The sequence below is a fragment of the Pseudomonas aestiva genome, from assembly GCF_039908605.1.
Lineage (GTDB): Bacteria > Pseudomonadota > Gammaproteobacteria > Pseudomonadales > Pseudomonadaceae > Chryseomonas > Chryseomonas aestiva.
In genome coordinates this window covers 4,863,850-4,887,270 of the sequence record NZ_CP150916.1, presented here as the reverse complement: position 1 = coordinate 4,887,270, position 23,421 = coordinate 4,863,850, and the positions used below count along the sequence as shown (strand labels likewise).

General features: G+C 65.3%; 21 protein-coding genes. 9 read left to right on the top strand and 12 right to left on the bottom strand.

Annotated elements, in window-relative coordinates:
* Window positions 1-22: 22 nt before the first annotated feature.
* Window positions 23-925 (top strand): acetylglutamate kinase, encoded by a 903-nt coding sequence (argB, locus tag AABM56_RS22645; RefSeq protein WP_133860148.1) that lies wholly within the window; start codon window positions 23-25, stop codon window positions 923-925.
* 60 nt (window positions 926-985) lie between these two features.
* On the opposite strand, the gene AABM56_RS22640 is transcribed toward argB, so the two are convergent.
* From AABM56_RS22640 to pyrE, 4 genes are all read right to left on the bottom strand, one after another.
* Window positions 986-1,837 carry a DUF1989 domain-containing protein gene (locus tag AABM56_RS22640; RefSeq protein WP_347883761.1) on the bottom strand — a complete coding sequence of 284 codons (852 nt, stop codon included), beginning with the start codon at window positions 1,835-1,837 and terminating at the stop codon, window positions 986-988.
* Between the two features lie 15 nt (window positions 1,838-1,852).
* A complete protein-coding gene (locus AABM56_RS22635) occupies window positions 1,853-2,518 on the bottom strand; it encodes a GntR family transcriptional regulator (protein WP_347883760.1) in 666 nt (221 codons plus the stop codon).
* Between the two features lie 189 nt (window positions 2,519-2,707).
* Window positions 2,708-3,304 (bottom strand): DUF4124 domain-containing protein, encoded by a 597-nt coding sequence (locus tag AABM56_RS22630; protein ID WP_347883759.1) that lies wholly within the window; start codon window positions 3,302-3,304, stop codon window positions 2,708-2,710.
* A gap of 24 nt (window positions 3,305-3,328) precedes the next feature.
* Entirely contained in the window at window positions 3,329-3,970 is a 642-nt protein-coding gene (gene pyrE, locus AABM56_RS22625; protein ID WP_158890670.1) for an orotate phosphoribosyltransferase, read from the bottom strand.
* Window positions 3,971-4,050: 80 nt separating this feature from the next.
* Between pyrE and AABM56_RS22620 the strand changes: the two genes are divergently transcribed.
* Window positions 4,051-4,830, top strand: coding sequence for an exodeoxyribonuclease III (locus AABM56_RS22620; RefSeq protein WP_027598631.1), 780 nt, complete (start codon window positions 4,051-4,053; stop codon window positions 4,828-4,830).
* Window positions 4,831-4,887: 57 nt separating this feature from the next.
* On the opposite strand, the gene AABM56_RS22615 is transcribed toward AABM56_RS22620, so the two are convergent.
* Both AABM56_RS22615 and AABM56_RS22610 read right to left on the bottom strand, forming a co-directional pair.
* Entirely contained in the window at window positions 4,888-5,316 is a 429-nt protein-coding gene (locus tag AABM56_RS22615) for a universal stress protein (protein WP_133860143.1), read from the bottom strand.
* Between the two features lie 82 nt (window positions 5,317-5,398).
* Window positions 5,399-6,757, bottom strand: coding sequence for a PAS domain-containing methyl-accepting chemotaxis protein (locus tag AABM56_RS22610; protein ID WP_347883758.1), 1,359 nt, complete (start codon window positions 6,755-6,757; stop codon window positions 5,399-5,401).
* Window positions 6,758-6,972: 215 nt separating this feature from the next.
* On the opposite strand from AABM56_RS22610, the gene glyA reads away from it, so the two are divergent.
* From glyA to AABM56_RS22580, 6 genes are all read left to right on the top strand, one after another.
* A complete protein-coding gene (glyA, locus tag AABM56_RS22605; RefSeq protein WP_133860141.1) occupies window positions 6,973-8,226 on the top strand; it encodes a serine hydroxymethyltransferase in 1,254 nt (417 codons plus the stop codon).
* A gap of 78 nt (window positions 8,227-8,304) precedes the next feature.
* Window positions 8,305-9,555 carry a sarcosine oxidase subunit beta family protein gene (locus tag AABM56_RS22600; protein WP_017639231.1) on the top strand — a complete coding sequence of 417 codons (1,251 nt, stop codon included), beginning with the start codon at window positions 8,305-8,307 and terminating at the stop codon, window positions 9,553-9,555.
* Between the two features lie 11 nt (window positions 9,556-9,566).
* On the top strand, window positions 9,567-9,866 hold the full coding sequence (locus AABM56_RS22595; protein WP_017639232.1) for a sarcosine oxidase subunit delta: 300 nt from the start codon (window positions 9,567-9,569) through the stop codon (window positions 9,864-9,866).
* A complete protein-coding gene (locus AABM56_RS22590; RefSeq protein ID WP_187980813.1) occupies window positions 9,863-12,883 on the top strand; it encodes a sarcosine oxidase subunit alpha in 3,021 nt (1,006 codons plus the stop codon). The genes AABM56_RS22595 and AABM56_RS22590 overlap by 4 nt, the downstream gene beginning before the upstream one ends.
* 15 nt (window positions 12,884-12,898) lie before the next feature.
* Window positions 12,899-13,528 (top strand): sarcosine oxidase subunit gamma, encoded by a 630-nt coding sequence (locus AABM56_RS22585; protein WP_158890323.1) that lies wholly within the window; start codon window positions 12,899-12,901, stop codon window positions 13,526-13,528.
* Window positions 13,529-13,626: 98 nt separating this feature from the next.
* A complete protein-coding gene (locus AABM56_RS22580) occupies window positions 13,627-14,484 on the top strand; it encodes a formyltetrahydrofolate deformylase (RefSeq protein ID WP_133860137.1) in 858 nt (285 codons plus the stop codon).
* 272 nt (window positions 14,485-14,756) lie between these two features.
* Here the strand turns inward: AABM56_RS22580 and choV are convergent, their stop codons facing one another.
* The 4 genes from choV to choX all read right to left on the bottom strand — a co-directional run bounded on the left by choV (window position 14,757) and on the right by choX (window position 19,101).
* Window positions 14,757-15,989: a choline ABC transporter ATP-binding protein gene (choV, locus tag AABM56_RS22575; RefSeq protein WP_263258582.1), complete on the bottom strand. Its 1,233-nt coding sequence runs from the start codon at window positions 15,987-15,989 to the stop codon at window positions 14,757-14,759.
* A 3-nt stretch (window positions 15,990-15,992) separates the two neighbouring features.
* Window positions 15,993-16,835, bottom strand: coding sequence for a choline ABC transporter permease subunit (choW, locus tag AABM56_RS22570; RefSeq protein WP_059316705.1), 843 nt, complete (start codon window positions 16,833-16,835; stop codon window positions 15,993-15,995).
* A 116-nt stretch (window positions 16,836-16,951) separates the two neighbouring features.
* Entirely contained in the window at window positions 16,952-17,890 is a 939-nt protein-coding gene (locus tag AABM56_RS22565; RefSeq protein WP_263258583.1) for a choline ABC transporter substrate-binding protein, read from the bottom strand.
* 272 nt (window positions 17,891-18,162) lie between these two features.
* Complete coding sequence (choX, locus tag AABM56_RS22560) at window positions 18,163-19,101, bottom strand: choline ABC transporter substrate-binding protein (protein WP_133860135.1); 939 nt, start codon at window positions 19,099-19,101, stop codon at window positions 18,163-18,165.
* A 465-nt stretch (window positions 19,102-19,566) separates the two neighbouring features.
* On the opposite strand from choX, the gene AABM56_RS22555 reads away from it, so the two are divergent.
* The gene (locus tag AABM56_RS22555) at window positions 19,567-20,664 is read left to right on the top strand and encodes a GlxA family transcriptional regulator (RefSeq protein WP_347883757.1); all 1,098 of its coding nucleotides are present in this window, start codon (window positions 19,567-19,569) and stop codon (window positions 20,662-20,664) included.
* A 15-nt stretch (window positions 20,665-20,679) separates the two neighbouring features.
* On the opposite strand, the gene AABM56_RS22550 is transcribed toward AABM56_RS22555, so the two are convergent.
* The gene (locus AABM56_RS22550; protein ID WP_133860133.1) at window positions 20,680-21,465 is read right to left on the bottom strand and encodes an N-acetylmuramoyl-L-alanine amidase; all 786 of its coding nucleotides are present in this window, start codon (window positions 21,463-21,465) and stop codon (window positions 20,680-20,682) included.
* 25 nt (window positions 21,466-21,490) lie between these two features.
* On the bottom strand, window positions 21,491-23,278 hold the full coding sequence (locus AABM56_RS22545) for a diguanylate cyclase (protein ID WP_133860132.1): 1,788 nt from the start codon (window positions 23,276-23,278) through the stop codon (window positions 21,491-21,493).
* Window positions 23,279-23,421: the final 143 nt, after the last annotated feature.

Sequence of the window (23,421 nt, the reverse complement as noted above, 5' to 3'; positions counted from 1 at the left end):
AGTCGACCTTGAGAGGTGAGCCATGACCCTGAGCCGCGAGGATGCCTCGCACGTCGCCGAGGTGCTGTCCGAGGCGCTGCCCTATATCCGCCGGTTCGTCGGCAAGACGCTGGTGATCAAGTACGGCGGCAACGCCATGGAGAGCGACGAGCTCAAGGCCGGTTTCGCCCGTGACATCGTGCTGATGAAGGCGGTGGGCATCAACCCGGTGGTGGTGCACGGCGGCGGTCCGCAGATCGGCGACCTGCTCAAGCGCCTGTCCATTGAGAGCCACTTCATCGACGGCATGCGCGTCACTGACGCCCAGACCATGGACGTGGTGGAGATGGTCCTGGGCGGCCAGGTCAACAAGGACATCGTCAATCTGATCAACCGCCATGGCGGCAAGGCCATCGGCCTAACCGGCAAGGATGCGGGCCTGATCCGCGCCACCAAGCTCAAGGTCAGCCGGCAGACGCCGGAGATGACCAAGCCGGAGATCATCGACATCGGCCATGTCGGCGAGGTCACCGGGGTCAACATCGACCTGCTCAACATGCTGGTGCGTGGCGACTTCATCCCGGTCATCGCGCCCATCGGCGTGGGTCCGGAGGGCGAGTCCTACAACATCAACGCCGACCTGGTGGCAGGCAAGGTGGCCGAGGCGCTCAAGGCCGAGAAGCTGATGCTGCTGACCAACATCGCCGGCCTGATGGACAAGCAGGGCCAGGTGCTCACCGGGCTGTCCACCGAGCAGGTCAATTCGCTGATCGCCGACGGCACCATCTACGGCGGCATGCTGCCGAAGATCCGCTGCGCGCTGGAAGCGGTGCAGGGCGGGGTGCAGAGCGCCCACATCATCGACGGTCGGGTGCCCAACGCGGTGCTGCTGGAAATCTTCACCGACGTCGGCGTCGGTACGCTGATCTCCAACCGCAAGCGCTGAGCGCTTTCGCTCGGACCCCAAACGGCGCCCCAGGGCGCCGTTTCTATTGCTGGCCCGGACTCACTGCTCCCAGCTGGCCTTGGGCAGGGTCAGGCCGTGCTGACCGTTGTAGGCCGCCCGCTTGGGCGACTCCCAGCCCTGCAGCAGCGCTTCCTCGACCCGGTAGATCTCCACCCCCAGCGGACGGCAGACCCTGAGCGGGTCCTCGGCATCGGGCCCCCACATCGCCAGGGACAGGTCGCCGCCCGGGCAGGTGGACAGGGCGCAGAGCACGTCGATCTCGGCGAAGAATTCTAGGTAGTCGCCAGGCTTGGCCGGGCAGGCCTTCATGAAGTACAGGTCGTCATGGTTGAGGCCGGTGCACTGGAAGATGTTCAGCACATCGTGGACGTCGAATTCGGTGAGGCCGTAGGGCAGTACCGCGCGGGTCAGATTCGAGTGGCAGTGGTGGTGGAAGTCCTCGCCAGTAAGCATCTTGTTGACGTAGGGATCGCAGCGGGTGCCGAGCAGGTCATGCAGGCGGCCGCCGTGTTCGTCGATGCCATAGCCGGCCAGGCTGTCGTCGGTGATGGTCAGCAGCGGCCGCAGGAAGGGCAGGTTGGACCAGAGCCGGTCATGGGTGCTGACGTGGGCGCCCTGCAATTGCCGGGTGCGCGCGGCCCACATCCGTTCGCGGGGATCCTCGGCGTTCCAGACGTTGAAGTCGCCGACCTGAGGCCCGTGCGGGGTGGTGACGCGGAACAGATGGCCGGCGGGGACCTTCCAGGCGCGACCGGTACGGATCGGGATCTCGAATTGCTCGATCAGGGTGCGTCCGTCCTTGCGTTCACGCAGCCGATCATAGAAGGCCTGATCGACCTGCAAGGCGGAGCCCTGGGTGGACTGGTAGGCAGCGGGGTAGTCCTTGTACATGGGAGGTCTCCTCGGTCAGAGCGGCCTGGCTGCGCTGAGCAGATCCAGCAGCCGGTTTTCGGAATCGTCGAGATAGCTGGCCATGGCCTCGCCCGCCGCCTGGCGGTGCCCGGCGGCGAGCAGGTCGTGGATCTGGCGGTCGCGGGCTATCCAGGGCCGCTGGAAGTGTTCCTCGTCGGGCGCGAGGGAAAACAGCAGGCGCATCTGGGCGGCGACGGTGGCGAAGAATTCATCGAACAGCGGACTGCGCAGCAGGCCGACGATGTGCTGATGGAAATGCAGGCTGTGGGTGCCAAGGGCGCGCCAGTCCTCGCGCGACTGCGCCAGTTCGGCTGCCTCCAGGGCATCCAGCATCCGATCGGACTGGTATTCGCGCAGCGGGCAGCTGGTGAGGATGGCCTGCAGTTCCAGGGTGCGACGCACCTGGAAGATGTCGCGCACCTCAGCCAGGCCCAGGCGCCGCACCATGACCCCCTTGTGGCGAACATAGGTGGCCAGGCCCTCGCGATCCAGCTGGTGCAGGGCTTCGCGGATGGTGTTGCGCGAGGCGTTGTAGGCCTTGACCAGCTCACCCTCGACCAGCGCGGTACCGGGCAGCAGGCGGCCGCCGATGATGTCTTCGCGCATTTCCAGGAGCAGCTGAGCCCCTAGGGACAGCGCCGCCGTTTCCTTGCCGCTCATGAGTCTTGGCTATCCGATTGTTCAACAATATGTTGCAAGCGGTTTTGCACGGTACGTGCCAAGACTCTTGGGTGTAAGAGGCCAAGCGCCCTGAATCAGGTCGTCAGCTAATGCGAGGAGGGCGGCTGATAGGCAGCCAAGGGGTACGATAGGGGCTAGGGCGCAGATCCGAACATGCGCCCTGCCGGCTCAGCGATCCGCGTCGGGGGTGCCTTCCAGCCGCTGCATGCGCGCGCGATCAGCGTCGAAGGCAGCGCTGGTACTGGTGCGCAATTCAGCGTAGCGCTGCAGATCGGCCTGCAGTCTCACCTGATCAGCCGCCGCGGCGTCGAGCCGTGCCTGCAGATCTACCGGGAGCGCCTGGCCATTGCGCTGCTGCACCGCCGCCTGCTCCATCAACTGGCTTTGCAACTGGCGTGCGGCCTCTAAGTTGGCCTTCTTGATCTGCATCAGGCCGTCGAGCTCCGTCAGCTTGCGCGCCTTGGCGCGGTCGACGTCCTCGACATTGCTGTAGAGCTTGCGCAACTGGCCATCGACGACCGCCTGCTGGCGCTCGCGCGCCTGGCGATCGAGTTCTGCAGCGGGTAGCGCCGGAGCGACCTTGCGGATCACTCGGCCCTGTTCGTTGAGCACGTCGTAGCCCTTGCCAGCGTACTCCGGCGGCACGCCCTGGCGATCGATGACCAAGGTGCCGTTACGGTCTAGATAGCGATACAGCTCGGCCGCCTGGCTGGCCAGCGGCAGGGTGATGAGCAACAGGCTGGCAGCGGCGCGACGTACGACCATGGCCGTCTCTCCTGGGGCTGGCGGCTAGATGCCGTATTGAGCGCGATAGTCCTGGACGGCGGGCAGGTGACGCTTGAGCTCGGCATCCTCGGCCAGATATTCGAGCACCTGATCCAGGGCGACGATGCTGAGCACCGGAATGCCGTAGTCACGCTCGACTTCCTGGATGGCCGACAACTCGCCGCGGCCACGCTCCTGGCGATTCAGGGCGATGAGCACCCCGGCCGCGCTGGCACCCTGGCCTTCGATGATCTGCATGACTTCGCGGATGGCGGTGCCGGCGGTGATGACGTCATCGATGATCAGCGCCCGACCGGTTAGGGGCGCGCCCACCAGCAGGCCGCCTTCGCCGTGGTCCTTGGCTTCCTTGCGGTTGAAGCACCAGGGCACGTCGCGGCCATGGTGTTCGACCAGGGCCACCGCCGTGGCCGCGGCCAGGGGGATGCCCTTGTAGGCTGGGCCGAAGAGGACGTCGAACGGCAGGTTGGCCTGGACCAGCGCATCGGCGTAGCAACGGCCGAGCTGGGCCAGCGCCGAACCGCTGTGGAACAGGCCGGCGTTGAAGAAATAGGGGCTGATGCGACCCGATTTCAGGGTGAATTCACCAAAGCGCAGAACTCCGCGCTCGATGGCGAAACGAATGAAATTACGCTGGTACGCCTGCATATAAGTCCTTGCGCGGCTTGTATTTAGCTAAACCGGTTTAGCTCGGGTATCATACATCCACGATTTTTTGGGGGCCATTTATGCGGATCATCAGCTTGAACGTCAATGGTATTCAGGACGCTGTGGAGCGGGGCCTGTTGCCTTGGCTCAAGGCGCAGAATGCCGACGTGATCTGCTTGCAGGATACCCGCGCCTCTTCTTACGACATGGACGACCCGGCCTATGCGCTGGAGGGTTACATCCTCTATGCCTGCGACGCCGAAGTGCCGTCCCAGGGCGGCGTCGCGCTCTATACGCGGGTCCAGCCCAAAGCGGTGATCAGCGGCCTGGGCTTCGAGTCCTGCGATCGCTTCGGTCGCTATCTGCAGGCGGACTTCGACAAGGTCAGCATCGCCACCCTGCTGCTGCCTTCGGGCAAGCGCGGCGATGAAGATCTGAACATGAAATTCAAGTTCATGGACGACTTCACCCACTACCTGAACAAGCAGCGCCGCAAGCGCCGCGAGTACATCTATTGTGGCTCGCTGTACGTGGCGCACCAGAAGCAGGACGTGAAGAACTGGCGCGACTGCCAGCAGATCCCCGGTTTCCTGGCGCCCGAGCGAGCCTGGATGGACGAGGTGATCGGCAACATGGGCTATGTGGATGCCCTGCGCGAAGTGAGCCGCGAAGGCGACCAGTTCAGCTGGTGGCCGGACAGCGACCAGGCCGAGCACCTGAATCTGGGGTGGCGCTTCGACTACAACATCCTCACCCCGGGCCTGCGCCGCTTCGTACGCTCGGCGCGCCTGCCGCGGCAACCGCGCTTCTCCGAGCATGCGCCGCTGATCGTCGACTACGACTGGACCCTCAGCATCTGATCCACGGGGTGCCCGAAAACAAAAAACCAGCCCAAAGGCTGGTTTTTTGTTGGGTGGCTATTTCACCAGGATCACCGGCAAGGGCACCTGGTGCACCACGCGATGGGCCACCGAGCCGAGCAGCAGGCCACTGAGCGAACCCAGGCCGCGGGTGCCCATGACCACGGTGTCCACCTCCAGGCGCCGCGCCGTCTCGCCGATGGTCTCGGCGATACCGCCGAAGCCGACGTGGGTCTGGGCCTCGATACCGGCTTCGAGCAGGGCCGGGCGCGCCCGCATCAGGATGTCTTCGGCCTTGTCCTGCAGGCTGCCGCGCCATTCGCGCAGGATGCGGTCATCGAAGGGCGCGCCATAGATTTCTGGCTCGTTCTGCACGTTGAGCAGGTGTAACTCCAGCGTCAGCCCGGCCTTAACCAGGTCGAGGATATAGCGCAGGGCGTTGTCGGCGCTGGGAGAACCGTCGTAGGCGACCAAGACAGTGTGCATGGGGGCATCTCCACGAGAGGGGTATGCCTTCATGCTAGACCCTGGCTGTCAGGGTCGCTTGATCCCGATCAAGCCCGCGGCCTCAATGGCCCACCCAGTTGCGCGCGCCCTTGGGAATTACCTCGGATTCGTCCAGCTTGCTGGCGAACATGCTTACGGCTTCCACTGCGTCGCTGGCGCCATCGCGGATCTGCACGATCACCGCGCCGGCCTGGTCCGCTAGTTCGACGCCCTTGGCCGCTCGGCCTTGGGTGCTTTCCATGCTGGCGACCGCCTGCTGGGTTTCGTTGAGAATCCGCCCGATCATCTCGGCAATCTCGGCCGTGGCGCTGCTGGTGCGCCCCGCCAGCTGACGAACCTCGTCGGCGACCACGGCGAAGCCACGGCCCTGGTCACCGGCGCGGGCTGCCTCAATGGCAGCGTTTAGCGCCAGCAGGTTGGTCTGGTCGGCGATGCCGCGGATGGTGTTGACGATGGCGGTGATCTGCTCCGAACGCTGACCCAGCTGGCCGATCACCTCGGCGGAGGCACTGACGTTGTGCGCAATCTCGCGCATCTCGCCGGCGGCGGCCTGGATGATCAGGGTGCCGTGCTCGGCGACCTTCTCGGTCTCGGCGGAGATGTGATAGGCCCGCGAGGCGCTGCGGCCGTCGCTTTCGTGCTTTTCCACCCGCTCGCTGATGTCGCTGGCGTACTTCACCACCTTGTACAGCCGGCCGGTGGCGTCGTACACCGGGTTGTAGCTCGCTTCCAGCCAGATGACCCGGCCGTGCTTGCCCAGGCGCTTGAATTGGCCGCGAAAGAATTCGCCAGCGTTGAGGCGGCGCCAGAAATCAACGTATTCGCTGCTGTTGACCAAAGCGGGCTCACAGAACAGCCGATGATGCTGCCCCAGAATTTCCTTCAGGCTGTAGCCGAGGGTGGCCAGGAAGTTGTCATTGGCAGCGAGGATGCGCCCATCCAGATCGAACTCGATCCGCGCCAAGGCGCGGTCGAGCGCCTTGAGGTTACTCTGGGCTTCGCTGTCACGTTCGACCTGGGCAGTGACGTCGAGGGCGTACTTCACCACCTTGGCGATCTTGCCGCTGCTGTCGGGTAGTGGGTTGTAGCTGGCTTCCAGCCAGAGGGTACGGCCCTGGGCATCCAGGCGCTGGAAGGTGCCGGCGATGAACTCACCGCGCTTCAGGCGTGCCCAGAAATCGCCATAGTCGCGACCCTGGACTACGGTGGCGGGGCAGAGACGGCGATGATGCTGGCCGACCAGGGCGTCGGCGCGGTAGCCGGTCAGCCGGAGGAAGTTATCGTTGGCGTGCAGGATGGTGCCGTCGAGATCGAACTCGATCACCGCCATGGAACGCTCCAGCGCCTGGGTCAGGCCCTGATTGGCATGCAGCTCGGCTTCCAGCCGAGCGATGGTCTTCTTTAGATGCGCATTGAACATGGCAGAACTCGCTGGCTGGGGCAAAGACATAACTAGCCTATCGGCGCCAACAGAGCCGACTTGATAGGACCCGGCGAACGGCAGAACTCACCCGTTGAGTGGCTGTCGCAAACGCGCCGGCCCGGGGCGTAAACAGGCATCTTGGGGTCTGGGGCGGGGCCTACCATCGCGGCAAGGGGGTGGTTTTCACCGCCACAGACTTTAGGAGCGCCGCGATGTTCAGCAAGCAGGACCAAATCCAGGGCTACGATGATGCGCTGTTCGCCGCCATGGGCGAGGAAGCGCGGCGCCAGGAGCATCACCTGGAACTGATCGCCTCCGAAAACTACACCAGCCAGCGCGTCATGGAAGCCCAGGGCAGCGTGCTGACCAACAAGTACGCCGAAGGCTATCCGGGCAAGCGCTACTACGGTGGTTGCGAGCATGTCGACAAGGTCGAGCAGCTGGCCATCGAGCGCGCCAAGCAGCTGTTCGGCGCCGACTACGCCAACGTCCAGCCGCACTCCGGCTCCCAGGCCAACTCGGCGGTCTACCTGGCGCTGCTGCAGCCCGGTGACACCATCCTCGGCATGAGCCTGGCCCACGGCGGTCACCTGACCCACGGCGCCAAGGTCAGCTCCTCCGGCAAGCTGTACAACGCGGTGCAGTACGGCATCAACACCGACACCGGGCTGATTGACTATGACGAGATCCAGCGTCTGGCCGACGAGCACAAGCCCAAGATGATCGTGGCGGGCTTCTCCGCCTACTCCAAGACCCTTGATTTTCAGCGGTTCCGCGACATCGCCGACAGCGTAGGGGCTCTGCTGTTCGTCGACATGGCCCACGTGGCCGGTCTGGTCGCTGCGGGGGTCTATCCGAACCCGGTGCCCTTCGCCGACGTGGTGACCACCACCACCCACAAGACCCTGCGCGGCCCCCGTGGCGGCCTGATCCTGTGCAAGGCCAACGCCGACATCGAGAAGAAGCTCAACGCCGCGGTGTTCCCGGGCGCCCAGGGCGGCCCGCTGATGCACGTCATCGCCGGCAAGGCCGTGTGCTTCAAGGAGGCCCTGGAGCCGGGCTTCAAGACCTACCAGCAGCAGGTGATCAGGAACGCCCAGGCCATGGCCGGCGTGTTCAAGGCACGTGGCTACGACGTGGTCTCCGGCGGTACCGACAACCACCTGTTCCTGGTCAGCCTGATCAAGCAGGGCATCACCGGCAAGGACGCGGACGCCGCCCTGGGTCGCGCCTGCATCACCGTGAACAAGAACGCCGTGCCCAACGATCCCCAGTCGCCCTTCGTGACCTCGGGTCTGCGCATCGGCACCCCAGCCCTGACCACCCGTGGCCTGGGCGTCAGTGAAAGCGAACGCGTCGCGGGCTGGATCTGCGACATCCTCGACCACCTCGGCGATGCCGATGTGGAAGCCCAGGTGGCGCGCCAGGTGGCTGCGCTGTGCCGCGACTACCCGGTTTACCGCTAGTCGCCGCACGCCTGACGCAACCCTTATCCAACCCCTTTCCCCCTCGCGGAAAGGGGCGTCGTCTGCAGGAGTCTCCAGATGCAACGCTATTCCGGCTTCGGCCTCTTCAAGCACTCCCTGAGCCATCACGAGAACTGGCAGCGGATGTGGCGCACCCCGACGCCCAAGCCGGTGTACGACGTGGTCATCGTCGGTGGTGGCGGTCATGGCCTGGCCACCGCCTACTACCTCGCCAAGCAGTTCGGCGTGAAGAACGTCGCGGTGATCGAGAAAGGCTGGCTGGGCGGCGGCAACACCGCGCGCAACACCACCATCGTCCGCTCCAACTACCTGTGGGACGAATCGGCGCACCTCTATGAGCACGCCATGAAGCTGTGGGAAGGCCTGTCCCAGGACCTCAACTACAACGTCATGTTTTCCCAGCGCGGCGTCTACAACCTCTGCCACACCCTGCAGGACATGCGCGATTCCGAGCGCCGGGTCAGCGCCAACCGCCTCAATGGCGTTGACGGCGAACTGCTCGACACCCGCCAGGTGGCCGAGGAGATTCCCTACCTGGACTGCAGCAAGAACACCCGCTATCCGATCTTCGGCGCCACCGTGCAGCGTCGCGGTGGCGTGGCCCGTCACGACGCCGTGGCTTGGGGCTTCGCCCGCGCCGCCGACGCCCTGGGCGTCGACCTGATCCAGCAGACCGAGGTCACCGGCTTCCGCAAGCAGGACGGCAAGGTGATCGGCGTGGAAACCAACCGCGGCTTCATCGGCGCCCGTCGCGTCGGCGTGGTCACCGCCGGCAACTCCGGGCACATGGCCAAGCTGGCCGGTTTCCGCCTGCCGCTGGAATCCCACCCGCTGCAGGCGCTGGTGTCCGAGCCGATCAAGCCCATCATCGACAGCGTCATCATGTCCAACGCGGTGCACGGCTACATCAGCCAGTCCGACAAGGGCGACCTGGTGATCGGCGCCGGCATCGACAGCTGGGTCGGCTACGGCCAGCGCGGCTCCTACCCGGTGATCGAGCACACCCTGCAGGCCATCGTCGAGATGTTCCCGATCCTCTCGCGGGTGCGCATGAACCGCCAGTGGGGCGGCATCGTCGACACCTCGCCCGACGCCTGCCCGATCATTTCCAAGACCCCGGTGGAAAATCTGTTCTTCAACTGCGGCTGGGGTACCGGCGGCTTCAAGGCCACGCCTGGCTCGGGCAACGTCTTCGCGGCGTCCCTCGCCTCCGGCGAGATGCATCCGCTGGCCAAGCCCTTCTCCATCGACCGTTTCCACACCGGCGCGCTGATCGACGAACACGGCGCAGCGGCCGTCGCGCACTAAGGAGCCCGAGCATGTTGTACATCCATTGCCCCCACTGCGGGGAATTGCGCTCCGAAGAAGAATTCCACGCCGCCGGCGAGGCGCACATCCCGCGTCCGCTGGATCCCGAGGCCTGCAGCGACGCGGAGTGGGGCGATTACATGTTCTTCCGCGACAATCCGCGCGGTCTGCGTCACGAGCTGTGGGTTCATGCTTCGGGCTGCCGCCAGTACTTCAACGCGACCCGTAACACCGAGACCTACGAAATTCTCGAAACCTATCCGATCGGCGAGCAACCCCGCTTCACCGCCGAGCGAGGAGAGCGCACATGAGCCAGGTCCATCGACTCACCCAGGGCGGTCGCCTGGACCGCAGCCAGGCCATCACCTTCACCTTCAACGGTCAGACCTACCAGGGCTTCAAGGGTGACACCCTGGCCTCGGCGCTGCTGGCCAACGGCGTGGACGTGATCGGGCGCAGCTTCAAGTACTCCCGGCCGCGCGGCATCGTCGCCGCCGGTGCCGAAGAGCCCAACGCCATCATGCAGATCGGCGCCACCGAGGCCACCCAGGTGCCCAACGTGCGGGCCACCCAGCAGGCGCTGTACCAGGGCCTGGTCTCCGCCAGCACCAACGGCTGGCCGAGCGTCAACAACGACCTCATGGGCATCCTCGGCAAGGTCGGCGGCAAGATGATGCCGCCCGGGTTCTATTACAAGACCTTCATGTATCCGCAGAACCTGTGGATGACCTACGAGAAGTACATCCGCAAGGCCGCCGGCCTCGGCCGTGCGCCGACCCAGGTCGATCCGGATACCTATGACAACTTCAACCAGCACTGCGACGTGCTGGTGGTGGGCGGTGGCGCTGCCGGTCTGGCCGCGGCCCTTGCCGCCGGTCGTAGTGGCGCCCGGGTGATCCTGGCCGACGAACAGGAAGAATTCGGTGGCAGCCTGCTGGACAGCCGCGAGCGTCTCGACGGCGCCCCGGCCGCAGACTGGGCCGCCAAGGCGGTGGCCGAGCTGCAGGGCCTGGACAACGTGGTCTTGCTGCCGCGCGCCACGGTCAACGGCTACCACGACCATAACTTCCTCACCATCCACGAGCGGCTCACCGATCACCTGGGTGATCGCGCGCCCCATGGCCAGGTGCGGCAGCGCCTGCACCGCGTCCGCGCCACCCGCGTGGTGCTGGCCACCGGCGCCCACGAGCGGCCGCTGGTGTACGCCAACAACGACCTGCCGGGCAACATGGTGGCCGGCGCCGTATCCACCTACATCCGTCGCTATGCCGTGGCCCCGGGTCAGCGCTTGGTGCTGTCCACCAACAACGACTACGCCTACCGCGTGGCCCTGGACTGGCTCGAAGCCGGTCGCCAGGTGGTGGCCGTGGCCGATGCGCGGCCCAACCCCCGCGGCGCCTGGGTCGAGGAAGTGCGCAAGCGTGGCGTGCGCGTCATGGGCGGTACCGCCGTGAGCGAAGCCCGCGGCAACACCCGAGTGACGGGCGCCAAGATCGCCACCATCGACCTGACCGCCTTCCGCACCCTGGGTGGCGGCGAGTGGGTCGACTGCGACCTCATCGCCACCTCCGGCGGTTACAGCCCGGTGGTCCACCTGGCTTCGCACCTGGGCGGTCGTCCGCAGTGGCGTGAAGACATCCAGGCCTTCGTGCCTGGTCCGGCGCCGCAGAAGCGCGTCTGCGCCGGCGGCGTGAATGGCGTCTTCGCCCTGGGCGATGTCCTCGCCGACGGTTTCGAAGCGGGCGCGACTGCCGCCGCCGAAGCCGGCGCCAAGGTGGTCAGCGGCGAGCTGCCCCAGGCCGAATTCCGCCAGGAAGAGCCGAGTCTGGCGCTGTTCCAGGTGCCCCACGACAAGCCGTCGTCGCGAGCGCCCAAGCAATTCGTCGACCTGCAGAACGATGTGACCGCTGCCGGCATCGAGCTGGCCTGCCGAGAGGGCTTCGAGTCCATCGAGCACGTCAAGCGCTACACCGCCATGGGCTTCGGTACCGACCAGGGCAAGTTGGGCAACATCAATGGTCTGGCCATCGCCGCCCGGGTGCAGAGCAAGGCCATCCCGGAAGTCGGCACCACCATGTTCCGCCCGAACTACACGCCCATCACCTTCGGCGCCATCGCCGGACGGCATTGTGGCCACCTGTTCGAGCCCAAGCGCTACACCGCGCTGCACGCCTGGCACCTCAAGCAGGGCGCGCTGTTCGAGGACGTCGGCCAGTGGAAGCGCCCCTGGTACTTCCCCAAGGCGGGCGAGGACCTGCACGCCGCGGTCAACCGCGAGTGCCTGGCCGTGCGCCGCAGCGTCGGCCTGCTCGACGCCTCGACCCTGGGCAAGATCGACATCCAGGGCAAGGATGCGCGGGAATTCCTCAACCGCGTCTATACCAACGCCTGGACCAAGCTGGACATCGGCAAGGCCCGCTACGGCCTGATGTGCAAGGAAGACGGCATGGTCTTCGACGACGGCGTCACCGCCTGTCTCGCCGACAACCACTTCCTGATGACCACCACCACCGGCGGCGCCGCGCGCGTCTTCGAATGGCTGGAGCTCTACCACCAGACCGAATGGCCGGAGCTGGAGGTGTACTTCACCTCGGTCACCGATCACTGGGCGACCCTGACCCTGTCCGGTCCCAACAGCCGCAAGCTGCTGGCCAAGCTGACCGACATCGATCTGGACAACGCCGCCTTCCCCTTCATGGCCTGGAAGGAAGGCCAGGTGGGCGGGGTGCCGGCGCGGGTGTTCCGTATCTCCTTCACCGGCGAGCTCTCCTACGAGATCAACGTGCCAGCCAACTACGCCATGGGCGTACTGGAGCAGGTGGTCGCCGCGGGCAAGGAATTCGACCTGACCCCCTATGGCACCGAGACCATGCACGTGCTGCGGGCGGAGAAGGGCTTCATCATCATCGGTCAGGACACCGATGGTTCGGTCACGCCCCAGGACCTGGGCATGGGCTGGGCGGTGAGCCTGAACAAGAGCTTCTCCTTCATCGGCAAGCGCGGCATGCATCGCGTGGACTGCGTCCGCGAGAATCGCAAGCAACTGGTCGGCCTCAAGCCCCTGGATGCCCGCGACGTCCTGCCGGAAGGCGCGCAGCTGGTGTTCGAGCGCAACCAGCCGATCCCCATGGACATGGTCGGTCACGTGACCTCCAGCTACCACAGCGCGACCCTGGGCTACGGCTTCGCCATGGCCATGGTCAAGGGTGGGCTGGGCCGCATGGGTCAGACCGTCTACGCCCCGCTGGCCGATGGCCGCTACATCGCTGCCGAGATCGTCTCGCCGGTGTTCTACGACCCTAAGGGTGAGCGGCAGAACGTCGCCTAACGAGGATAGCGCCCCATGAACAACATCAATGTCTACGACCAATACTCCGCCAAGGCGCGCGCCGAATCCCCGCTGTTCCACGCCGAGCTGAACAAGCTCGTCGGCCGTGGCCCGGCCACCGCCGGGGTGACCCTGCGCGAGCGGGCCCTGCTGGGGCACCTGGTGCTGCGTGGCGATGCCCATGACGAAGGCTTCACCGGCGCCGTGCAGAGCGTGGTCGGCCTGGAAGTGCCCGGTCCGCTGGCGATCACCCAGAAGGGCGAGAGCTCGCTGCAGTGGCTCGGCCCGGACGAGTGGCTGCTGGTGGTACCTGGTGGCAGCGAGTTCGCCACCGAGCAGGCCCTGCGCCAAGCGCTGGGCGAGCGCCATGTCGCTATCATCAACGTCGGTGGCGGCCAGACGCTGGTCGAGCTCAAGGGACCCAAGGTGCGTGAAGTACTGATGAAGTCCACCTCCTACGACGTCCACCCGGACAACTTCCCGGTGGGCAAGGCCGTGGGGACGGTGTTCGCCAAGTCCCAGCTGGTGATCCGCCACACGGCGCCGGATACCTGGGAACTGGTGGTGCGCCGCAGCTTCGCCGACTACGTCTGGCTGTGGCTGCAGGACGCGAGCGCCGAGTACGGACTGCGCATCGAGGCCTGATTGGTCGCTGCGCTCAGTCGCTCCATCGAACCCGACCTGCGTTGCGCGCAGGTCGGGTTTTGTGATTCTGGCTTCATCTCCATGCAAAGGAATTCATCATGAGCCGCACGCCCGATACCTGGATCCTCACCGCCCAGAGCCCGAGTCGCCTCGGCACTGTGGACGTGGTCACGCGCTACCTCTTCGAGCAGGGCTGCTACGTCACCCAACACCATAGCTTCGATGACCGCGAAGCCCAGCGTTTCTTCATCCGGGTGGAATTCCAGGTGCCCAGCGACTTCAACGAAGGCCTGTTCCGCGTCGGCCTGGACCTGCGCTTCACGCCCTTCGACATGACCTTCGAGCTGACCCCGCCCGGCTATAGAGCCAAGGTCGCCATCATGGTCTCCAAAGCCGACCACTGCCTCAACGACCTGCTCTATCGCCAGCGCATCGGCCAGTTGCCCATGGACGTGGTGGCGGTCATCTCCAACCATCCGGATCTGGAGCCCCTGGCGGCCTGGCACGGCATTCCCTATCACCATTTTCCGCTGGATCCCCAGGACAAGCCGGCCCAGGAAGCCAAGGTGTGGCAGGTGCTGCAGGAAACAGGTGCCGAGCTGGTGATCCTCGCGCGCTACATGCAGGTGCTGTCGCCCGAGCTGTGCCGCCGCCTCGATGGCTGGGCGATCAACATCCACCACTCGCTGCTGCCCGGCTTCAAGGGCGCACGGCCCTATCACCAGGCCTATGCCAAGGGCGTCAAGCTGGTGGGCGCCACCGCGCACTACATCAACAACGACCTGGACGAGGGTCCCATCATCGCCCAGGGCGTCGAGTCGGTGGACCACGCCCACTACGCCGAAGACCTGGTGGCCCGCGGCCGTGACATCGAGTGCCTGACCCTGGCGCGCGGGGTGGGCTATCACCTGGAGCGCCGCGTCTTCCTCAACGCCGGGCGGACGGTGGTGCTCTAGGTCTTCTCGCGACCTCCCCAGGCTGGCTGCGAGCTCGCCGAGACGCTCGCAGTCGGCCTGTCTGGTGTCCCCCCGATCATTTTACAGTCGCTTGGCAACACCCATGAGGCGCTGCCAGGTAGGGTGTCTGCGCGTCTATTGCCCAAGGGCCATAGGCGTAGCTGAGGATCACCGGAGGCGCGAGGCGGATTGGCGAGCCAGGCTGGCTTTGCCGGCATTGGAGCAGGAGGGGGCGCACCCGCCTCCACAGTGGAGAGGCGGGTGCTGGGGAGTCAGCCCGCCTGGGACAGGGTCGAGCGGACTGCCGGCGGGACGACGTCTTCGCCGGCCTTTTCCAGATTCTTGCCAAGCAGGGCGTGGTAGAGCTCCTTGTCACCGAGGATGCCCACGGCGCGGCCGTCGGTCTCCAGCACCAGCTTGTGCCCGGTGTGGTAGCGGATCTCCAGGGCGTCGCGCATGCGGATGTCGGCTGGTGCCAGGGTCGGTTGGCGCTGCAGGCTAGTGACCGGCATGCCCGGGGTCCAGCGTTGCAGGGCCAGGCTCTCGCCGCCGCGGCGCAGGGCCTTGACCGTCTGGTTGTCCAGGGCCAGCCAGATGTCGTGGCTGCGCTCCAGGCAGATCTCGTTGCCCTCGCGGCCACACTTGTCCAGGCCGCGCATCAGGCTGTAGCCGCTGAGTACGTTGAGCGGATTAGTGTGGGCGACGAAGGTGCGTACGTATTCGTCCGCCGGATTGAGCACGATGTCCTCGGGACGGCCGTGCTGGATGATGCGACCGTCCTTCATGATGGCAATGTTGGTGCCGATCTTGAGGGCTTCGTCGAGGTCGTGGCTGACGAAGACGATGGTCTTGTTAACCTTGGCCTGCAGTTGGAGCAGTTCATCCTGCAGCTGCTGGCGGATCAGCGGGTCGAGGGCGGAGAAGGGCTCGTCCATCAGCAGGATGTCGGCATCCATCGCCAGGGCACGGGCCAGGCCGACGCGCTGCTGCATGCCGCCGGAGAGGGAATCGGGTTTCTTGTTGCGCCACTGGGTCAGGCCGACCAGCTCGAGCTTCTCGTCGACCAGCTTCTTGCGCTCGGCCGTCGAGCGACCCTGCATCTCCAGGCCGAAGCCGACGTTCTCGGCCACGGTCAGCCAGGGCATCAGGGCGAACTTCTGGAACACCATGGCGATGCGCGTGGTGCGCATGTCCTTGAGCACCGTGGGCGAGCAGTTGGCGATGTCCACTTCGCTGCCTTTGTGCTCGATCAGCAGCTTGCCGCGGCTCACGGTGTTGAGGCCGTTGATGCACCGCAGCAGGCTGGACTTGCCCGAGCCGGACAGCCCCATCAGTACGCAGATCTCGCCCTTCTGGACCTCCAGGCAAGCGTCCTCGACACCCAACACCTGGCCGGTTTCCTGAAGGATCTCGCTGCGACCCTTGCCCTGGTCGAGCAGCTCCAGGGCACGCTTGTTCTGCTTGCCGAAGATGACGTCGACGTGTTCGAAACGAATGGCGGTCATGACTTATTTAACCTCGCGAGGGGCGGGTTGCTTGCACACCCGGTCGAGCAGGATGGCGATCAGGACGATGGACAGGCCGGCTTCGAAGCCCAGAGCGATGTCCGCGGTGTTGAGGGCGTTCACCACCGGCTTACCGAGGCCGTCAGCGCCCACCAGGGCGGCGATCACCACCATGGACAGCGACAGCATGATGCACTGGGTGATGCCGGCGCCGATGCTGGGCATGGCGTGGGGCAGCTCGATACGGGTCAACAGCTGCCAGCGCGAGCAGCCGAAGGCCTTGCCGGCGTCCATCAGCTCGGCGGGAACGTCCTGGATGCCCAGGCAGGTCAGGCGGATCGGCGCGGCCACGGCGAAGACCACCGTGGAAATCAGCCCGGGTACCACGCCCAGGCCGAACAGCGTCAGGGTCGGAATCAGATAGACGAAGGTGGGAACCGTCTGCATCAGGTCCAGGACCGGGCGCAGGCCGGTGTAGAACCAGGGCTTGTGCGCGGCGATGATGCCCAGCGGCACGCCCACGGCGATGCACACCAGGGTGGCGAAGACCACCTGGGCCAGGGTTTCCATGGTTTCCTGCCAGTACCCCAGGTTGAGGATCAGCAGCAGGGAGATGAGGGCGAAGATCACCAGGCCGATGCTACGTTGCAGTAGATAGACCCCTACCGCGACCAGGGCAATGAAGGCCAGCGGGTTGAACCACATCAGGCCGGCGGTGAGGCCGTGGATGAGGCCGGACAGCACATCGGAGATCTTGTCGAAGACGCTGGCGCCATGCAGCGTCAGCCAGTCGATGAAATCGGCGATCTGCTGGCCGAGAGGGAGCTTATGGTCGGTGATTAACATAACGGTGCCCGTCAGGTAGGAGTGGACAGGTCGAAGCACGAGAACCGCTGATTCGTGCTTCGGCTGTGGCAGTACCCGCCCGAACTGGCGCGGGACAGTCGAATGTTAGTGTTCGATCAAGGTGCCAGGGCGGTCTTCGCCGCCTCCAGCGCAGGCTTGCCGTCGCGGGTGGTCACGCCGGCCAGCCACTGGTCGAGCACCTGCGGATGCGCCTTGAGCCAGGCCTTGGCGGCGGCGCTTGCGGCTTGTTTTTCGTTGAGGACCTTGTCCATCAGCTGGTTTTCCATGTCCAGGGTGAAGGACAGGTTGGTCAGCAGCTTGCCCACGTTGGGGCATTCCTGGACGTAGCCCTTGCGGACGTTGGTGTAGATGGTGGCGCCGCCATAGTTGGGGCCGAAGACGTCGTCGCCGCCCTGGAGATAGGCCATCTTGAAGCGGGTGTTCATCGGGTGGGGTTCCCAGCCGAGGAAGACCACCCACTGCTGGCGCCGCTCGGCGCGCTGGATCTGCGACAGCATCCCGGCCTCGCTGGACTCCACCAGCTTGAACTTGCCCAGGTCGAAGGTGTTCTTGTCGATCATGCCCTGGATCAGGCGATTGCCATCGTTGCCCGGCTCGATGCCGTAGATCTTGCCGTCGAACTTGTCGGCATTCTTGGCGATGTCGGCGAAGCTCTTGACCCCGGCGTCGTAGACGTACTGGGGCACGGCCAGGGTGTACTTGGCACCCTCCAGGTTGGCGCGCACGGTCTCCACGCTGCCGTTGTCGGCGTAGGGCTTGATGTCCGCCGCCATGCTCGGCATCCAGTTGCCGAGGAAGACGTCGATGTCCTTGTTCTGCAGGGACTTGTAGGTAACCGGTACGGAGATCATGTTGGTCGTGGTCTGGTAGCCAAGGGCATGCAGCACCTCGCTGGTCACGGCCGTGGTCACGGTGATATCGGTCCAACCGACGTCAGCAAAGCGCACCTTGGCACAGGAAGCCGGCTCGGCTGCCTGAACAACGAGTGGCGCCAGCAGGGCGGCACTCACGAGCCAACGGGAACAACCTTTCATGGACACATCTCCTTGCGTTTGGCGGGGTACCTTTCGGTGCGCCCCACGTGTATTTATCTGTAACCCATCCCCCCAGGCTCGCCTACCGCCTGCGTCGCTACCAGTGTACGCGGCGTCGTAACCAGAAGCGGAAATGTCGTATCCAGCGTGAGCCCCGGAGCACGTCAGCGCCTGGGACGCCGTGGCAGCACAAGCGTCGAAGCGACCGCGCACGGCCCCCTACGGTGAGCCGCTGTCCAGAGGTGTTGGCAGCCGCCGGACGGGCCTGAGATTCAATTGGCCAGGCTGGCCTTCACCGCGGCGTTGCCCGGCGCGCCGCTGCGGGTGGTGACGCCCTTGAGCCAGGCGTCGAGCCGTTCGGGATTGCGCTTGAGCCAGTTGCGCACGGCGCGGCGCGGATTGTCCTTTTCGTTCAGCACCCGATCCATCAGCTGGTTCTCCATGTCCAGGGAAAACTCCAGGTTGCTCAGCAGCCGGGCTACGTTGGGACACTGCTGGGTATAGCCCTTGCGCACCACCGTATAGACCGTCGCCCCGCCCTGGTTGGGTCCGAAATAGTCATCGCCGCCGTCGAGGTAGGCCAGCTTGTGCCGGACGTTCATTGGATGGGGTTCCCAGCCCAGAAAGACGATCCACTGGTGATCCAGCAATTCCTTCATCCGCACCTGAGTCAGCATGCCCTGCTCGCTGGACTCGTCGAGCCTGAAGTCGCCCAAGCCGAAGGCATTGCTGGCGATCATCTTCTTGACCAGGGCATTGCCATCGTTGCCGGGCTCGATGCCGTATAGGGTGTGATCGAAGCGGTCGGCGAAGCGGGCAATGTCTGCGACGTTCTTCACCCCGGCGTCATAGACGTACTGGGGCACTGCCAGGGTGTAGCGGGCGCCTTGCAGGTTGGCGTGCAGGCGTTCGACCGCCCCAGCATCGACCAGCGGCTGGCTGAGCTTGGCCTGCGCCGGCATCCAGTTGCCGAGAAAGACATCGGCCTCGTCTGCGGCCAGGGCGTCGTAGGTCTGCGGCAGGGACAAGCGCAACACCTCGGTCTCGTAACCGAGGGCGCTGAGCAGATAGCGGGCCGTGGCGTTGGTGGTATTGAGATCCGACCAGCCGACATCGGTCAGGCGGACCTGCTGACAACTCTCGGCCTCGCCCGCCTGCACGGTCGAACTCAGCAACAGACCGGACAACCACAGCGCTTGGGAGATTTTCATCCTGAACTCCAGGGTTCGCGAAGGGAAGGGCCCGGGTCACTGCACGTACCGGTCCGTCTAGCTCGGGGCTTGGTGGCTTTTCGCCACAAGTAGCGAGAGAGGCGACAGACGGTTGAAACGGCTGACCTACAACTGTGCCCACTGAGTCGCCATGCCACATTTTGGCGCGCGTCGGTTACGTCCCGGTGTTACCGATGGAATACATCTGGCGAAGTGCCATCGGCAAAAGGTCGGTCTCGGACTTGAGAGGTCGCAATTAAAAACCCTAGCTAATCAACATCATTGAGCGCTGCTGAATGGGTTGTTCGTCCCAGACAGCCTGCCTGCGCGAGGATTCACCCATTTCCGGCATGGGAATTGCGACATGACTTATGCGTCCGCGACACATTCTTCGCTCTTAGTCGTATGACGGACCTTATTAGAGCCCAGTAAAGGGGCCCAGCCTGCGTGAAGGAGATTCAAACCATGTCGCCCGTTCCCACCTCGTCACAGGCCCGTGCAGTTCAGTCCATCTGCTTCCTGCTCTTGGATAATTTCACGCTCATCTCTCTGGCTTCGGCCGTAGAACCGCTGCGCATGGCCAATCAGTTGTCGGGGCGGGAGCTCTACCGCTGGTGCACATTGAGTTTGGACGGTCGTCCCGTACGGGCGAGCGATGGTCTGCAAATCACCCCGGACAGCGCCGTAAGCGCCGCGCCGGTCATGGACATGGTGATCGTCTGCGGCGGCGTGGGCATCCAGCGCAGCGTGTCGCGCGAACATTGCACATGGCTGCAGAGCCAGGCGCGCCAGGGTCGCAAGCTGGGCGCTGTCTGTACTGGTAGCTGGGCCCTTGCCCGTGCCGGCCTGCTCGACGGCTACGACTGCAGCGTGCATTGGGAAACCCTGGCGGCCCTGCAAGAAGCCTATCCGCGGGTGGTGCTCAGCACCCGGCTGTTCACCATCGACCGCAATCGCTGTACTGCTTCGGGTGGTACCGCGCCGATGGACATGATGTTGCACCTGATCGGTCGCGAGCATGGCCGCGAGCTGTCGGCGGCGATCTCGGAAATGTTCATCTACGAACGCATCCGCAACGAGCAAGATCATCAGCGCGTTCCCCTTAAGCACATGCTGGGCACCAACCAGCCTAAGCTGCAGGAAATCGTGGCGCTGATGGAGGCCAACCTCGAGGAGCCCATCGACCTCGACGAACTGGCGGTCTATGTGGACGTGTCCCGGCGTCAGCTGGAGCGCCTGTTCCAGAAGTACCTGCATTGCTCGCCGTCGCGCTACTACCTCAAGCTGCGCCTGATCCGCGCCCGGCAACTGCTTAAGCAGACCACTCTGTCGATCATTGAGGTAGCCTCGGTGTGCGGCTTCGTCTCCACCCCGCACTTCTCCAAGTGCTATCGCGAATACTTCGGCATCCCGCCGCGCGACGAGCGCCAGGGGCCGACCATCCAGCAGCCCATCGCGCTGATGCCGCTGTCCCAGGAGCTGTCGCTGATGCCGGCCTCGTCCGCGCTGGCGGCCCTGAGCCAGGCCCAGGGCGAATCCACCTTCGCTAGCGTGCGGCTGTAAGCCGCGTCCGGCTGCCTAGCGACCGCTGGGCAGGCTGAGTAGCAGCGCCGCCGTTTGCAAATCCGGCTGGCCGTCGAAACGGCCCGGCCGGTACTTCATCTGGAAGGCGCCGATAACGTCGCGGGTGGCCGCATCGAGCACACCGGTGCGGGGTACCGCATAACCGATGCGTGCCAGCTGATCCTGGAACCAGGCCGGCGGCGGCAGCACGCCGCCCAGGCTGGCCTGGCGCTGGGTGACCACCGCCGGATCCGGCCAGTTGATCAAGCCCGCAGCGGCCAAGCGCGCCCAGGGAAACAGCGGACCCGGATCCTGCTTGCGCCCCGGGGCGATATCGCTGTGCCCGATGATGGCGCGGCGATCCAGGCCGTGGCGTTGTTCAATGTCCTTGAGTAGCGGAATCAGCGCCTTGATCTGGGCTTCGCTAAAGGGATACCACTGGCGTCCGGCCGGGGTGTCACGAAAGCCCAGGTTGACCATCTCGATGCCGATGGAGGTGGAGTTGAGCCAGGTGCGGCCTTCCCATTCGCTCACACCCGCATGCCAGGCACGGCGATTCTCGTCCACCAGGCGATAGATGGTGCCGTCGGTGTCGATCAGGTAGTGGGCGCTGACGCCGGCCTGGGTCAGTAGCTTGAGCGACTGCTGGGAGCCTGCTGCGGTGTAGTGCAGCACGATGTACTGCACTCGGCTGTCCTGGTCACGGGACGTATAGTCGTCATTGATGCGGGGACCGCTGGAGCAGCCGGCCAGGAGCAGGCCGCAGAGCAGCCAGGGGAGAAGCTTGAAGGGCTTTCGCACGATTACCTCGCGAACGTGGAAGGGGTCAGGCCACGTCCAGGCGATCGCGTCCGGCGCGCTTGGCGCGGTAGAGCGCCTGGTCGGCACGCTCGAATACGGTATCGGCATCCTCGCCTGGCGCAAAGGCCGCGAGACCAGCGGACAGGGTGATCACCACCCGTTCACCCTTGAAATGGAAGGGGCAGGCGGCGACCGCGGCCCTTAGCTGCTCGATCAAGGTAACCCCGCCGGCGACCGGCGTGGCACCGAGCAGCATGACGAATTCCTCGCCGCCGAAGCGAGCGATGAAGTCGGTCTTGCGCAGGCGGCGCTGCAATTCGCTGGCGATGATCTTGAGCACTTTGTCACCGGCCAGGTGGCCATAGCCATCGTTGATGCGCTTGAACAGATCGACGTCGAGCACCGCCAGTAGCAGGTCGCCGCCATAGCGCTGCCAGCGGGCCACCTCCAGCTCCAGGCGCTCGCTCCAGGCGGCGCGATTGGGCAGCCCGGTGAGGGGATCGCAGAGGGCCTTCTGCCGCTGTTCTTCCAGGTGGCCGCGATACTGCTGGGCCTCGCGCTCCATGCCGGCGACGCGCTCGGTGAGGGCGCTGAGTCTTTCGCTGGCTTCCTGCTCGCGGGTCTCGCGCTGGCTCTGCTGGTCGGCCAGGCTGGTCAGCAGGCCTTCCAGGCGGCTATCAAGCGACAGCTTGAGGCTGTCCAGGTCCGTCGCCTCCTGCACCTCGCTCTGCAATTCGCTGACCTGGCCGCGCAGAGCGTCGCCGAAGGCGCGCTCCTGGGTCTGGCCGTCCTGGCGCCCGACGTGGACGTCCTGCAGACCGGTCTGGAAGGCGGCGAGGCGCTCGTTTAGGCGGCGCAGGTAGAGCTGGAATTCACTCTGCCCGGAATGGTTGAGCGCCAGCACCAGCACCGACAGGTCATCGAGCACGGGTACCAATTCGTACCAGTTCAGGCTGCCCTGGATGCGTTGGCGCAGGTGTTCGGCCTGGGGCTTGTGGCTGTCCGGCAGCGCCAGGTCGTCGAGCAGCCGCAGCAGGGTCGCTTCCAGATGAGGGGCAATGGCACTGTAGCCGGGCTCGGGCACGGGGGGCAGGGCATAGGCCGGGTCGGCCTGGACTGCCTGGGGCTCTGCTGAGAGGTCAGGCCGCGCGGCGGGCATACCTTCGACCGCCAGCGGCGGCGGTTCGGGCGTTGCCGGCGTTTCCGCCGCTGGCGAGGCTGCTGTCGCCGGCGAGGCGTCTTCTACTGGCGGACTCGACGTTGTCCCCGGCGCCTCTTCCGCAGCCTCGCCACGCCCGCCCAGCAAGCGCTGCAGGAAGCCGGCGCGGGCGGGCTGTTCGGGGTGCAGCTGACTCAGGGCCTGTTGCTGCAGACGACTAAATTCGCCAAGCAGCGCGGGCAGTTCGCCCGGTTGGTCGGCAGCGGCCTGGGCGCGCTTGGCAAAGCCCTTGAGCGCCTTGCGCTGGTCGCGCGGTAACTCCAGGGTCTGCAATAGCCGGCAGAGTTCGGCGAAGGCCTCGGCCACCTGACGCGCGCGCAATTCCCGGCGCTGCTCGGAATCGAGCACCGTGCGCTCCAGGCGCGGAATCAGCTTGGCGAGATCGGCGTCGCTGTCGTCACGGCGGAGGATATCGCGCAATTCGACCAGGCAGGCGTCCACCGCCGCGTCGTTGCCTTCGGCGGCCAGGCTGCTGCGCACGAGGCCACGACGCACCAGGTCCAGGCGGTTTTCCCACCGGCTTTCCAGGCGCTCGAGATTCTCGAGGCTTTCCAGGTATTTGCTTTTCCAGCGTTCGACGTCCGCGCGCTCCATCCGCCCGCTCCAGAGGCTTGAGGGTGGCCAGCAGGCAGGCACCACGGGGCCGCCAGCCGACTTGCTAGTGGCTAGGGTATCGGCGGTTACGGAGAAAGTTTGAGCAGGACGACCGGAGGCCGCTTGAGAGGGACGAGCTGAGG